This is a genomic window from Pseudomonas chaetocerotis (assembly GCF_015712105.2).
In the GTDB taxonomy this organism is placed as follows: domain Bacteria; phylum Pseudomonadota; class Gammaproteobacteria; order Pseudomonadales; family Pseudomonadaceae; genus Aquipseudomonas; species Aquipseudomonas chaetocerotis.
In genome coordinates this window covers 13,139-26,681 of record NZ_JACFYX020000001.1, presented here as the reverse complement: position 1 = coordinate 26,681, position 13,543 = coordinate 13,139, and the positions used below count along the sequence as shown (strand labels likewise).

Sequence of the window (13,543 nt, the reverse complement as noted above, 5' to 3'; positions counted from 1 at the left end):
CAATGACAAGCAGAGAGAACCGCTGCCATGCCTACCCTCGCCATCGCCCGTCCGAGTGCGCTGCAGGTGCAACCTGCCGATCTACCGCGTTTGCCGCCGTGTGTGGTTGCCCGCCCAGCCCTGCTGCAGCGTCTGCTCGCCAGCGAGTCGCGCCTGCGTTTGCTGTGCGCGCCTGCCGGTTCTGGCAAGAGCGTGCTGCTCGGTCAATGCGCGCGTCACACACCCGCCGCCGTCGAGCGCGTATGGCTCGATCTCGGAGGGCGCAGCCTGACAACGCAGCAGCTGTGCAGGCGACTGGCCGCAGCCATGCAGTTGCCGTTCGACGATACCGGCGAAGCGGGGCTGATCGATCGGTTGCATGAGCATGCGGGGCGTTTGTGGATCTTTATCGACGACTACCCGCGACAGGCTGACGATGAGCTCGATGCCTGCTTCGACCGGTTGTTCGCTGCGGCGCCGCAGCAGGTCTCATGGTGGGTCGCCAGTCGTCGCATACCGGCCTGGAACCTGCCACGTCTATTGCTGCAGGGCGATCTGCTGGAGCTTCAGGGTGAGGAGCTGGCGCTGGATGACGCGGCGCTGACCGAGCTGCTGACGGCGTTGCAAGTGAGCCTGGCTGATGACGTCCGGCAGGCCCTGCTCGAGCGCAGCGAAGGCTGGTTGGCGGCGATCCGTCTGCTGTTACTCGATGCCGACGAGGATGCGCTGCGCCAGCGTTTGCAGGAGGGCTGCCCGGTGCTGCGCGACTACGTGCAGCATGAGGTGCTGGCCGATCTGGACGAGGAGCTGCGCAGCGATCTGCATGCACTGGCCTTGCTGCCGCGTTTTTCCCTGCCGCTCTGCGAGCATCTGCTGGAGGGCCGTGGCAGTGAGCTGCTGGGCGAACTGCAACGGCGCCAGCTATTCGTGCGCAGTCTCGACAGCAGCGGTATCTGGTTCCGTCTGTGGCAACCGCTGGCCGAGGTACTGCGTCGCCTGCCGGGCGCGCCGGTGCCGGCCTCCATCCATGTGCGTGCCTGTCAGTGGTTCGCTCAGCACGGTGATATTCGCGAGGCCGTCGAACACGCCCTGCTGGCGGGGCAGGTAGAGGTCGCGGTCAACTACCTGCAGCGCTTCAGCCAGGAGCAATTGCTGCAGGGGCACTCGGTCGCCCAGTTCCTGCAATGGCGCGAAGAGCTGCCGGCCTGGCTGTTTGCCAGTTCGCCACGATTGATCGTGCTGCAGGCCTGGGCGCTGGTTATCTGTGCGCGTTTTGATGAAGCGGCTGACTGCATCCAGGGGCTGGCGCATTTCATGCCGCAACCGGATGAGCGCCGTCAGCGCAAACTGATCGCCCATTGGCAGGCATTGACGGGTGTATTGGCACGTCAGTGCGGGCGCCGCGATGCCCGGTTGCACTGCGAGCAGGCCCTGCAGATGCTGGACGAGGGCAGCTGGTCGCAGCGCGTGCTCTGTTACCAGGCGCTGGCCCAGCAGCATATGGCCGAACATGCGTTGGACCAGGCCAAGCAGGCGCTGGATCAGGGCCTGCGTCTGGCACGGCTTAATGGCAGTCTGATTTTCGAGGCTTTGCTCAATACCGATCACTGCCTGCTGCTGCAGATGCGTGGTGAGGCCGGGCGCGCCGCTGAACTCGCCGAGCAGTCCCTGGCGCTGCTTCGCGAACGCTTCAACCATAGCCCGGTGGTCGCTCGCCTGCTGTTGGTACGGGCCAGCCTGCTGGCCCGCCAGGGCCTCGATGAGGCGGCGCAGCAGGCGTATCGTCTGGGGCTGCAGGAAGCCGAGCACTGCGAGGATGCCTACATCATTTCCGGCTATCTCGGCATGCTGGAGCTGGCGGAAAGCCGTGGCGATCTCGACGAGGCACATCAGTGGTTGCAGCGGGCCGAGCGGGTGATGCAGTGGTCGCATGTCCCTGAAGTGCGTTACCGCTGTGTGCTGCAGTTGCAGGCAGGGCGACTGCTGCTGCGTCAGGGGCAGACCGGGCGCGCACGCGAGCTGTTCGCCCAGAACCTGCAGCAGTTGCAGCAGCGTCAACAACTGGCGCCCTCGGAGTTCTACGATCTGTTGCCGCGCTTGCGTCGTTACCTGGCGCTGAGCGACCTGCTGCTCGGCCACCACGCTGCCGCTGAGCATGCACTGCTTCTGCTACTGGATGAATGCCAGCTCGCCGGGCATCGCAGCCTGGCCTGCGAATGTCGGTTCAGCCTGGCCGAAGCGCTGCTCATGCAGGGGCAGCAGGAGCAGGCCGATGGCCTGCTGCAGCAGGCGCTTGGCGAAGCGCGACAGCTGCGTCTGCTGAGGCCGTTGCAGGAACTGCAACAGCGTCAGGCGCAGTGGCTGGAGCGCCTGTTGCCGAGTGAGGCTGGGCAGAGCCTGCACCAGCGTCTGTTCGAGCCGGCACCGCGCCTGGATGAGCCGGCCAGTGCCGGTACTGCGCTGCTCAGCTCGCGGGAGCTGGCGGTGCTGCAGCTGATCGCGCAGGGGTGCTCCAATCAGGAAATCGCCGATCGCCTGTTCATCTCGCTGCACACGGTCAAGACCCATGCGCGGCGGATCAACGTCAAGCTTGGCGTGCAGCGACGCACCCAGGCGGTGGCCATGGCCAAGGCGCAGGGGCTGATGGGGGATTGAGCGGGCGATGTACGCCTGGGGCAATGCCCGCTCTTTCAGGAGGCGAGCTCTGTGGGCCGCCGCTGGTGGGCTGAAGCGGATCGCCGCCCGGCCCACCCTACAGATTGAAGCTCACCCCAGGGCGTTGGCTGCCTGATAATGGTGCAGGTCAGCTCGTAGGGTGGGCTTTAGCCCACCTGGGTTGGGCCGGGCGGCGATCCGCTTCAGCCCACCCTGCAAGGCCTAGCTGCCTGGTCAGCCGAGGAAGTAGAACGCGCCGCAGATCACCACGCCCGAGTACAGCAGCATGATCAGGCAGTAGCCCATGATGTCGCGTGCGCCCAGGCCGACGATGCCGAGCAGCGGCAGTGCCCAGAACGGCTGGATCATGTTGGTCCAGGCGTCGCCCCAGGCAATCGCCATTGCGGTAACGGTCGGCGAGACGCCCAGTGCCTGAGCAGCCGGCAGCATGATCGGGCCTTGCACGGCCCACTGGCCGCCACCGGACGGTACGAAGACGTTGACCACACCAGCGCTGAGGAAGGCCAGCAGCGGGAAGGTGTCAGCCGAGGACCAGGAGATGAACGCTTCGGTGATCTGCCGGCCAAGGGAGATGCCGTCGGCGTTGGCGCCCATCATCATGCCCATGATTCCTGCGTAGAAGGGGAACAGCAGGACGATGCCGCCAATGCCGCGCACGCTCTCGTCCACCGCGCGCATGTAGCGCTCTGGGGTGCCGTGCATCAGCAAACCGCTGAACAGGAAGATGGCGATGACCACGTCCAGTCCGAGCACGAAGCCCTTGGTGGCGAAGTGGTTGAACAGGAAGATGCCCGCCATGGCCACCAGTGCCAGACCGAGGATGCGGCTGTCGTCCAGGCGCTGTGCCGGGGTTTCACGAGCCGGCAGCTCTGCACGCGATTCCACCAGCTTGGCGGCATCGGCGACCTTGGCGCCCTGACGCGGGTGCATGGCGCGGTTGAGCAGCGGCAGGCCGATGAACAGCAGAGCCACGATGGTCAGGTTCAACGGGCTGAACAGGGTCTCGGTGATGCTCACCGGATCGGTCAGCACGCCTGCAGTGATACGTGCCAGGTCCGGGCCGCCGGTGGCCATGGACAGCGGAATCGAGCCGGCCAGGCCGCCGTGCCAGACCAGGAAGCCGGAGTAGGCCGAGGCCACCAGCAGCGGGTAGTCGACGCCATCGACCTTACGCGCCAGGGCGCGGGCGAACACCGCGCCGATCACCAGACCGAAGCCCCAGTTGACCCAGCAGCCGACCAGCGCCACCAGGGTGACCATGATGATCGCTTGGCCGGGTGTCCGTGCCAGGCCGGCCAGGTGATCAAGTTGGCGGTTGATGATCGGAGCGCTGGCCAGAGCGTGGCCAGTGACGAAGATCAGTGCCATCTGCATGGCGAAGCCGAGCAGCGTCCAGAAACCACCGCTCCAGTGTTGCACCATGGCCGGTAGCGATTGGCCGGTGGAGAAGATACCAGCGAGCAGCACGCCGAGCGTGAGCAAGGCGGAGAAAACGAACGGTGAGGGCAGGTACTTCTGTACCAGGCTCACGCTCATGCGGGTGAGGGTGTTGAACATGGATGACGCCTCTTTCTTATGGTTGTGTAAGAACCTGTTCAAAGCCTGCTGCGCGTCGGGCCTGCAGCGTTAAAAACAGGCTCAGAATGCTCATTTACAACTCGTAAACTCCGCTTCTTCGCCTGTTTTTGCCTTGCATGCCTCTAGCTCGCGAGGCTTTGAACATGTTCTGGGGCTTTACCAGGCATTCAGGGTTGGCTATGCCTGCGGTTTGCAGTGGATATGACAAAGCTCGGCCGAGGCCGAGCTGGTTGGTGTAGCCCGGATGCAATCCGGGAGGTCCATGTCAGGTTTCCCCGGATTGCATCCGGGCTACGGTGCTCTGGTTTCTCAAGCTGGCCTGTAGGGTGGATGTCGCTTCTTACATCCACCAAAGCGGTGGATCGATGAAGCGCGATCCACCTTAGGGGTCAGCGCTCGATGGCCAGCGCCACACCCTGGCCGCCGCCGATGCACAGGGTGGCCAGGCCTTTCCTGGCATCACGGCGGATCATCTCGTGCAGCAGGCTCACCAACACGCGGCAGCCCGAGGCGCCGATCGGGTGGCCGAGGGCGATCGCGCCGCCGTTGACGTTGACCTTGTCGGCATCCCAGCCCAGTTCCTGGCCGACCGACAGCGCCTGGGCAGCGAAGGCTTCGTTGGCCTCGATCAGGTCCAGGTCGGCCAGGCTCCAGCCTGCCTTGTCCAGACAACGGCGTGTGGCGGACACCGGGGCGATGCCCATGATCGCCGGGTCGACACCGGCGTTGGCGTAGCCAGCGATCTTCGCCAGCACGGGCAGGCCGAGCGACTGCGCCCTGGCCGCACTCATCAGCAGCACCGCTGCGGCGCCGTCGTTGAGGCTGGAGGCATTGCCGGCGGTGACGCTGCCGTCCTTCTTGAAGGCAGGTTTGAGCTTGGCCAGCGACTCGGCGGTGGTGCCGGCACGCGGCTGCTCGTCACGGGCGAAGGCGACGGGGTCGCCCTTGCGTTGCGGGATCAGCACTGGAGTGATCTCGGTATCGAAACGCCCAGCTTCGATAGCCGCCACGGCCTTCTGTTGCGATGCGGCGGCGAAGGCGTCCTGGGCTTCACGGCTGATGCCGTATTTCTCCACCAGATTCTCGGCGGTGATACCCATGTGGTAGTCGTTGAAGGCGTCCCACAGACCGTCGACGATCATGCTGTCGAGCATCTGCGCGTGACCCATGCGCAGGCCGGTGCGGGCTTTGGACAGCACATAGGGCGACAGGCTCATGTTCTCCATGCCGCCAGCGATGATGACCTGGGCATCGCCACAGCGGATGGCCTGGGCGGCCAGGTGCAGGGCTTTCAGGCCCGAGCCGCAGACCTTGTTAAGGGTCATGGCTGGCACGGCATGGGGCAGGCCGGCGCGGATGGCCGCCTGGCGTGCGGGGTTCTGGCCGGAGCCTGCGGTAAGTACCTGGCCGAGGATCACTTCATCGACCTGGGCGGCGTCGAGGCCGGTCTGTTCCAGCAGGCGCTTGATGACGATGGCGCCGAGCTCCGGCGCAGGAATATCGGCCAGGCTGCCCTGGAAGCTGCCGATGGCGGTGCGGGTGGCGGCTACGATGACGACGTCTTGCATGGGGAATCCTCTTGGCGCGGTAGGGCGGAAAAAGCCTCGCGGATCAATCCGCTCCTACAGTGTGTAGGACATCGCTAAAAAACGTTCCGTAGGCGCCGTGCGTGGTGGCGCCTACAGAACGGTAGACAACTTAGAAGCTCATTTCCGGCACGTGTTCGGGGACGATCAGTTTACCGGCGGTCTTGGCGACGATTTCCTCGATGCTCACCCCCGGCGCGCGTTCGCGCAGGATGAAGGCGTCGTTCTCGATTTCCAGGTAGGCCAGGTCGGTCAGCACCTTGCGGATGCAGCCGCAGCCGGTCAGCGGCAGGCTGCAGTGCTCCAGCAGCTTGGATTCGCCGTCCTTGGAGGCGTGGGTCATGGTGACGATGATGTTGTCGGCGCCGGCCACCAGGTCCATGGCGCCACCCATGCCCTTGACCAGCTTGCCGGGGATCATCCACGAGGCGATGTTGCCGCGTACGTCCACTTCGAAAGCGCCGAGCACGGTCAGGTCGACATGGCCGCCACGGATCATGGCGAAGGACTGGGCCGAGTCGAAGATCGCTGCGCCCTTGATCGCGGTGACGGTCTGCTTGCCGGCGTTGATCATGTCGGCGTCCACTTCGTCTTCAGTGGGGAAGGCGCCCATGCCGAGCAGACCGTTCTCCGACTGCAGCATCACCTGCATGCCCTCGGGCACGTAGTTGGCCACCAGGGTCGGGATGCCGATACCGAGGTTGACGTAGAAGCCGTCCTGCAATTCACGGGCGACGCGCTGAGCCATTTGTTCACGGGTAAGAGCCATGCTGGTATCTCCTCAGGCGCGCAGCGTGCGTTTTTCGATGCGTTTCTCGAAGCTGCCGCAGATCAACCGGTCGACGTAGATACCGGGCGTGTGAATCTGCGTCGGGTCGAGCTCACCGGGTTCGACGATCTCCTCCACTTCGACCACGGTGATGCGCCCGGCAGTGGCGACCACCGGGTTGAAGTTCTGCGCGGTGTGGCGGTAGACCACGTTGCCGAAGTGGTCGGCCTTCCAGCCCTTGACGATGGCAAAATCGCCGGTGATGGCCGGTTCGAGGATGTAGTGGCGGCCGTTGATCTCGCGTGCTTCCTTGCCCTCGGCGACCGGCGTGCCGTAGCCGGTGGCGGTGAAGAAAGCGGGGATACCGGCGCCGCCGGCGCGCAACTTCTCGGCCAAGGTGCCTTGCGGGGTGAGTTCGACTTCCAGCTCGCCAGAGAGCAGTTGCTGCTCGAACAGGGCGTTCTCGCCGACGTAGGAGGCGACCATCTTGCGGATCTGCCGGTCTTCCAGCAGCACACCGAGACCGAAACCATCGACCCCGCAGTTGTTGGATACCACGGTCAGATCGCGCACACCACGGCGGCGGATCTCTGCAATCAGGTTCTCGGGGATGCCGCACAGGCCGAAGCCGCCGGCCAGTACGGTCATGCCGTCCTGCAGGCCGTCCAGGGCTTCTGCATAGCTGCCGACGCGTTTGTCGAGTCCGCTCATTCGAGGCTGCCTCTTGTTGTTGTGGGGCAGGAGCACTGCCAGGCTGTGGCCAAGCTTCAGTGCTGCGAGCTTATTTGTTAAGTTTGTTTTTCCTCTTGATTGATCAGGTAAATAAATCAATGACTGTCAAGCAGCTACGCGCCTTTCTCGCCGTGGCACAGAGCCTGAGCTTCGCCCAGGCCTGCGAGCGCCTGCACCTGTCGCAGCCGGCATTGAGCCTGGCGATCAAGACTCTGGAGCAATCGCTCGGTGGCCAGTTGCTGGTGCGCACCACCCGCAGTGTGGCGCTGACGCCAGAGGGCGAGACGTTGTTGCCGATTGCCGTGCGGCTGCTGGCGGACTGGGACAACGCCGAGGACCTATTGCACCAGCACTTCACCCTGCAGATGGGCAAGGTGGCAGTGGCCGCCATGCCGTCGTTCGCCGGCAACCGCCTACCGGCGGCGCTGCGCGCGTTTCGCGATGCCTACCCACGAGTCAACGTGACGGTGCATGACGTGATCAACGAACAGGTGATGGAGATGGTGCGCGATGGCCGCGTCGAGCTCGGCATCGCCTTCGAGCCGGCGACCCTCGACGGTCTGCAGTTCACGCCGCTGTACGATGATCGTTTCGTGGCCGTGGTGCCGGCGGCCAGCGAGCTGGCCGGGCAGGTGGCGCTGACCTGGGCACAGTTGCTGGAGCAGCCCTTCATCACCCTGCAACGCCCTTCGGCGGTGCGCCTGCTGCTGGAAGACAGCGTGATTTCCAGCCACGGCAAGCTGCCGGTGGCGTTCGAGAGTCATCAGTTGGTCACGGTCGGACGTATGGTCGCCGAAGGCCTCGGCGTCAGCGCCGTGCCGCAGCTTTGCGTGCAGCAGATGGAAGAGCTGGGTGCTCGTTGTTTGCCGCTGAGCGAGCCGCAGGTGTCGCGTAGGGTGGGCTTGCTGCACCAGGCCGGGCATCAGCTGTCCAGCGCGGCGCAGGCGCTGAGTGAGGTGCTGCTGCGCCAGACCGGGCGGTAGGGCGGGTGAAACCCGCCATGGAGCGCTAGAGCCGAGCCAGGTCTTGCGGGGTATCGATATCCTGCAGCACGCCGGGGTCAGCCAGCTCGACTATGCGCAGGGCTTCGGCGTTCTGCTGAAGCACCGGCCTGGCGCCGACATCGCCGCTCAGCGCCGCCAGCTGCGGCCAGAAATCACGGCCGAACAGCACCGGATGGCCGCGTTTACCCTGGTAGCTGGGCAGTAAGATTTTGTCTGTACTGGCGCAGGCGAGCAGAGTTTCCAGACTGTCCCGGCGAATATGTGGCATATCGGCGAGAAAGATCGCCACGGCCATTGCGCTCGATTCGGCGAGCAGCCGCTTGGCCCCTGCGGCCAGGCTGTAGCCCATGCCTTGCGCCGTCGCTGGATGCTGGACGAGCCTGATGCCTGCGGATAATCCCAACTCAGCGCTTGTCTCGTCAGGGCGCAGCACCAGCCAGACCTCTTCGAGCATCGAACAGGGCAGCGCCAGGCTGGCCGCCAGCAGCGAGCGGCCGTCGCCGAGTTGCAGGCGACGTTTGTCGGCGCCGAAACGGCGGCTGTAGCCAGCGGCGAGCATCAGCGCGGCGATGGAGTGAGGGGGCTGATTCGGTTGCATGTCACGCCTGCGAAGGATGTGAGTACCGCCGATTGTAGGGGCTCATGCGGCTGTGCTGTGAGGCCATTCATGAACCGGCAGGACGATGCGTGGCGCCTCGTCCTGCCGGTTGGCGGCTTACCGTCCCTGCTCGTGGTGGGTGTCGAGCATCTGCACCAGTCTCTCGCCCAGTGCATGGTCGGAGAATGGGTTCTGCCCGGTGATCAGTTCACGGTCCACGACCACGTGGGGCGCCCATACTTCGGCGTAGTTCAACCTGCCGCCGGCACTTTCCATCGCGGTGGCCGGGTAAAACAGAATCCGCTCACCCTGCAGCGACTGCTCGAAGACCTCCTCTTCCGGAGTGGAGAAGATGGTCATGCGGTAGCCCTTGTAGATCCAGTCATTGGCCGCCGGTTGTTCCCCATTGGCCAGCGCCGCCTGGTAGCCCGCCGGATCACGCTGGGCCGATAGCAGAGCGATCGGGCCGTGGCAGATAGCGGCGGTCGGCTTGCCAGCCTGGTGAAAGTGACGCAGCAGTGCGCCGACCTCAGGGTTATTGGCCAAGTCGATCAGCGGCGCATGGCCGCCGGGAATCAGCAGGCCGGCGTAGCGGTTCAAATCGCTTTCCAGCACTTCCTTGAGCGACAGCGTGTCGTCGATGCCCGGCAGGTTTTCCACCAGGGCGCGGATGCGCTGCATCTCCTGTTCGTCGCCGCCAAAGTACTGTGCCGTCACCGAATTTTCATCGACTCGCGGCGCATTGCCCTTGGGGGTCACCAGCACCAGCTCATAGCCCGCTTTGAGCAGGTGGTCAGCCGGCACTCCGAATTCGTTCAGATAAAAACCGGTGGTGTACTGCTTGCCATCTTTCAGTGCCAACTGCGTTTCGCTCGACAGCAGCACCAGAACTTCGCCTTTGGTAGCGGCCAGGGCATTGCCGGCGAGCAGCGTGCCGGCGGCTGCGATGGCAAGGGTGATTTTCTTGATCATGATCATTCTCCTGATTGGGGAAGGGGCGCCACGTCCAGCGCATTGGACACGCGCACTTGCGGGGGTGCGCTCAGCCAACCGGCTGTCGTGGCGCGGTAGTGCTGGTAGTGGCTGCTTTGGCGATGGGCGTCGATGGCGGCTGCATCGACGTACAGTTCGAACAGGTCGAAGGCCAGGCCGTCATCGCGCAGGAACAGGTCGTAACGCAAATTGCCAGCCTCGGCCCGTGACTGCTGCACCATCAGGCGCAGGGCTTGCTCGACCGCGTCATGGTGCTCGGGATGAGGCGTTATGGTGGCGAAGATACCGATCGTCATGCTGTTCTCCAGTGAGCAACAGGTTTTCAGGAGCGATCCTAGGCTTGACGATATGATTCGAAAATTCGAAAGCGCTTATTTCAGGAATTCATAAAATGAATATCGCCAAGAAGGACCTGAACCTGCTGCTGGTCTTCCATGTGCTCTATCAGGAGCGCAATGCCACGCTGGCGGCTGAACGCATGGCGCTCAGCCAGCCGGCGCTGAGCCACAAGCTGAACAAGCTGCGTCATCAGTTCGGTGATCCGCTGTTCGTGCGTGCACCGCGAGGCTTGACGCCGACGCCTCGGGCTCATGGGTTGGCACCGCAGGTTCAGCGCCTGGTGGGCGAGTTGGAGGGGTTCTACGAGCGGTGCGATGGTCAGGACTTTTTGCGCCGTATCGAACGCCTACATCTCTACAGTACGGATTACATCGAGCAAACCCTGCTGCCCAGGCTGCTGCCGATTTTGCGTCAGCATGCGCCAAACCTGGTGCTGGTCACCCATAACACCCGCGGCCAACTGCCTCGCGATGAGCTGGAAAAGGGCACCTGCGATCTGGCCATCGCGGGCTTCTACAAGGACCTGCCTGGGACTTTCCATCAGCAGCGTCTGCTCAGCGAAGACTTCGTCGTGCTCGCCGCGCATGACAACCCGCGCCTGGCGGGCGGACTGGACCTGCAGACGTTCGTCACCTGCGAGCACCTGATCACTACGTTGACGGGGGATCTCGAGGGGTTGGTGGACAGGGCATTGCAGCAACAAGGATTGCAGCGACGGATCGCTGCCGGACTGTCCAGCTTCATTGCACCACCACGTTTGCTGCGCGGTAGCGACCTGCTGCTTACCTGTTTGCGTTCGTTGGCTGACGAAGCGGTCGCCCGTGACCCCGAGCTGCGCATGCATCCGCTGCCGCTGGCGTTACCGCGTGTCGACGTGATGCAGATCTGGCATGAGCGCACCCATGCCGATCCACTGCGCAGTTGGTTTCGCCGCCAGGTGCAGAAGGTGGCGCAGGTGGCGGACTGACGAAGCCCCTTGCTTCGTCAGCCGGCCAGACCTGCCGCCCTGGCGCGGGCGCTATGCAGTTTCTTGTAGCTGTCGATCAGGCGCAGGTGTTTGTCCAGGCCTTCGAGCTTCATGCTGGTGGGTGTCAGACCATGGAAGCGCACGCTGCCGTGCACCGAGCCGATCACCGCGTCCATGCGTTCGTTGCCGAACATGCGCCGCAGGTTGTGCTCGTAGTTGACCAGCTCCAGTTCATCGTCCAGCTGGATCTCCAGCACCGCATTGACCGCCTGGTAGAACAGGCCGCGCTCGACGGTGTTGTCGTTGTACTGCAGGAAGGCCTCGACCAACTCCTTGGCGTCGTCGTATTTCTTCAGCGCCAGGTTGATCAACAGCTTCAGCTCGAGGATGGTCAGCTGGCCCCACACCGTGTTGTCGTCGAACTCGATGCCGATCAGCGTGGTGATGTCGGTGTAATCGTCGACTTCGCTGTTGCTGAGGTTGCGCAGCAGCGACTTGAGCTCGCGGTCGCTGAGGGCGTGCAGGTTGAGGATGTCCTTGCGAAACAGCAGCGCCTTGTTGGTGTTGTCCCAGATCAGGTCCTCGACCGGATAGATCTCCGAGTAGCCCGGCACCAGGATGCGGCAGGCGTTGGCGCCGAGGTCGTCATAGGTGGCGACATAGACTTCCTTGCCCAGCTCTTCGAGGATGCCGAACAGGGTAGCGGCTTCCTGCTCGTTGGAATCTGCCCCTTCGCCGGAGAAGTCCCATTCGACGAATTCGAAGTCCGGCGTGGCGCCGAAGAAGCGCCAGGACACCACGCCGCTGGAGTCGATGAAGTGCTCGACGAAGTTGTTCGGCTCGGTCAGCGCCAGGCTATCGAAGGTCGGCTGCGGCAGGTCGTTGAGGCCCTCGAAGCTGCGGCCCTGGAGCAGTTCGGTGAGGCTGCGCTCCAGTGCTACTTCCAGGCTCGGATGCGCGCCGAAGGAGGCGAATACGCCGCCGGTACGCGGGTTCATCAGGGTCACGCACATCACCGGGAATTCACCGCCGAGCGAGGCGTCTTTCACCAGCACCGGGAAGCCTTGTTCCTCCAGGCCCTGGATGCCGGCAACGATGCCCGGGTACTTGGCCAGCACCTCCTGCGGCACATCCGGCAGGCACAGCTCGTTCTCCAGAATCTCGCGCTTGACCGCCCGTTCGAAGATTTCCGACAGGCACTGCACCTGGGCCTCGGCCAGGGTGTTGCCGGCGCTCATGCCGTTGGACAGGTAGAGGTTTTCGATCAGGTTGGACGGGAAATACACCGTCTCGCCATCGGACCGGCGCACGAACGGCAGCGAGCAGATACCGCGCAAGGTGTTGCCCGAATTGGTGTCGTACAGGTGCGAGCCGCGCAACTCGCCATCCGGGTTGTAGATGGCCAGGCAGTGCTCGTCGAGAATTTCCTCGGGCAGCGCATCCTTCGGCCCTGGCTTGAACCAGCGTTCGTTGGGGTAGTGGACGAACTCGGCAGTCGCGATGTCCTCGCCCCAGAACTGGTCGTTGTAGAAGAAGTTGCAGTTCAGCCGCTCGATGAACTCGCCGAGGGCCGAGGCCAGCGCGCTTTCCTTGGTCGCACCCTTGCCGTTGGTGAAGCACAGGTTCGACTGCGCGTCGCGAATGTGCAGCGACCAGACATTGGGCACGATGTTGCGCCAGGAGGCGATCTCGATCTTCATCCCCAGGTCCGCGAGGATGCCCGACATGTTGGCGATGGTCTGCTCCAGTGGCAGGTCCTTGCCCGGGATGTAGGTGGTGGTATCCGACACCGGCATCAGCAGCGCCTGGGCGTCGGCGTCGAGGTTTTCCACCTCCTCGATGATGAACTCGGGGCCTTGCTGCACCACCTTCTTAACGGTGCAGCGGTCGATGGAGCGCAGGATGCCCTGACGGTCCTTCTCGGAGATATCGGCCGGCAGCTCGACCTGGATCTTGAAGATCTGCGCGTAGCGGTTCTCCGGGGCGACGATGTTGTTCTGCGACAGGCGAATGTGCTCGGTGGGGATGTCCCGCGTCTGGCAGTACAGCTTGACGAAGTAGGCCGCGCACAGCGCCGAAGAGGCCAGGAAATAGTCGAACGGCCCCGGCGCCGAGCCGTCGCCCTTGTAGCGGATCGGCTGATCGGCGATCACCGTGAAGTCGTCGAACTTGGCTTCGAGGCGCAGGTTGTCGAGAAAGTTGACCTTGATTTCCATGGGGCAGTACCAGCGAGCGAAACAAAATGGCCGCCATTATCCGGGTTTTCGGCGGCCTGTCTTGCTTGGCGGCTGGCGATCAAGGCGCGCCGGACCGGCGGCGAGC

The 13,543-nt window shown here is 63.9% G+C and carries 11 protein-coding genes; 3 read left to right on the top strand and 8 right to left on the bottom strand.

Going from position 1 to position 13,543, the window contains the following annotated elements:
• Nucleotides 1–27: 27 nt before the first annotated feature.
• A complete protein-coding gene (locus H3221_RS00125) occupies nt 28–2,634 on the top strand; it encodes a LuxR C-terminal-related transcriptional regulator (RefSeq protein ID WP_196476938.1) in 2,607 nt (868 codons plus the stop codon).
• 234 nt (nt 2,635–2,868) lie between these two features.
• Here the strand turns inward: H3221_RS00125 and H3221_RS00120 are convergent, their stop codons facing one another.
• The 4 genes from H3221_RS00120 to H3221_RS00105 form a co-directional block, all read right to left on the bottom strand.
• Nucleotides 2,869–4,212, bottom strand: coding sequence for a short-chain fatty acid transporter (locus H3221_RS00120; RefSeq protein ID WP_196477115.1), 1,344 nt, complete (start codon nt 4,210–4,212; stop codon nt 2,869–2,871).
• Nucleotides 4,213–4,622: 410 nt separating this feature from the next.
• Nucleotides 4,623–5,801 (bottom strand): acetyl-CoA C-acetyltransferase, encoded by a 1,179-nt coding sequence (locus H3221_RS00115; RefSeq protein WP_196477114.1) that lies wholly within the window; start codon nt 5,799–5,801, stop codon nt 4,623–4,625.
• A 130-nt stretch (nt 5,802–5,931) separates the two neighbouring features.
• Nucleotides 5,932–6,588, bottom strand: a complete 657-nt coding sequence (locus H3221_RS00110; RefSeq protein ID WP_160018439.1) for a CoA transferase subunit B — start codon at nt 6,586–6,588, stop codon at nt 5,932–5,934.
• 12 nt (nt 6,589–6,600) lie between these two features.
• Nucleotides 6,601–7,299 carry a CoA transferase subunit A gene (locus H3221_RS00105; RefSeq protein WP_074939111.1) on the bottom strand — a complete coding sequence of 233 codons (699 nt, stop codon included), beginning with the start codon at nt 7,297–7,299 and terminating at the stop codon, nt 6,601–6,603.
• Nucleotides 7,300–7,418: 119 nt separating this feature from the next.
• Between H3221_RS00105 and H3221_RS00100 the strand changes: the two genes are divergently transcribed.
• Nucleotides 7,419–8,303 (top strand): LysR family transcriptional regulator, encoded by an 885-nt coding sequence (locus tag H3221_RS00100; protein ID WP_196477113.1) that lies wholly within the window; start codon nt 7,419–7,421, stop codon nt 8,301–8,303.
• A 25-nt stretch (nt 8,304–8,328) separates the two neighbouring features.
• Here the strand turns inward: H3221_RS00100 and H3221_RS00095 are convergent, their stop codons facing one another.
• The 3 genes from H3221_RS00095 to H3221_RS00085 all read right to left on the bottom strand — a co-directional run bounded on the left by H3221_RS00095 (nt 8,329) and on the right by H3221_RS00085 (nt 10,211).
• Complete coding sequence (locus tag H3221_RS00095; protein WP_196477112.1) at nt 8,329–8,922, bottom strand: nucleotidyltransferase family protein; 594 nt, start codon at nt 8,920–8,922, stop codon at nt 8,329–8,331.
• 117 nt (nt 8,923–9,039) lie between these two features.
• On the bottom strand, nt 9,040–9,894 hold the full coding sequence (locus H3221_RS00090; RefSeq protein ID WP_196477111.1) for a type 1 glutamine amidotransferase domain-containing protein: 855 nt from the start codon (nt 9,892–9,894) through the stop codon (nt 9,040–9,042).
• A gap of 2 nt (nt 9,895–9,896) precedes the next feature.
• A complete protein-coding gene (locus H3221_RS00085) occupies nt 9,897–10,211 on the bottom strand; it encodes a putative quinol monooxygenase (protein ID WP_196477110.1) in 315 nt (104 codons plus the stop codon).
• A 95-nt stretch (nt 10,212–10,306) separates the two neighbouring features.
• Between H3221_RS00085 and H3221_RS00080 the strand changes: the two genes are divergently transcribed.
• Complete coding sequence (locus H3221_RS00080; RefSeq protein WP_196477109.1) at nt 10,307–11,221, top strand: LysR family transcriptional regulator; 915 nt, start codon at nt 10,307–10,309, stop codon at nt 11,219–11,221.
• Between the two features lie 17 nt (nt 11,222–11,238).
• Here H3221_RS00080 and H3221_RS00075 read toward each other — a convergent pair whose 3' ends face one another.
• Nucleotides 11,239–13,437, bottom strand: coding sequence for an OsmC domain/YcaO domain-containing protein (locus tag H3221_RS00075; RefSeq protein ID WP_196477108.1), 2,199 nt, complete (start codon nt 13,435–13,437; stop codon nt 11,239–11,241).
• Nucleotides 13,438–13,543 lie beyond the last annotated feature (106 nt).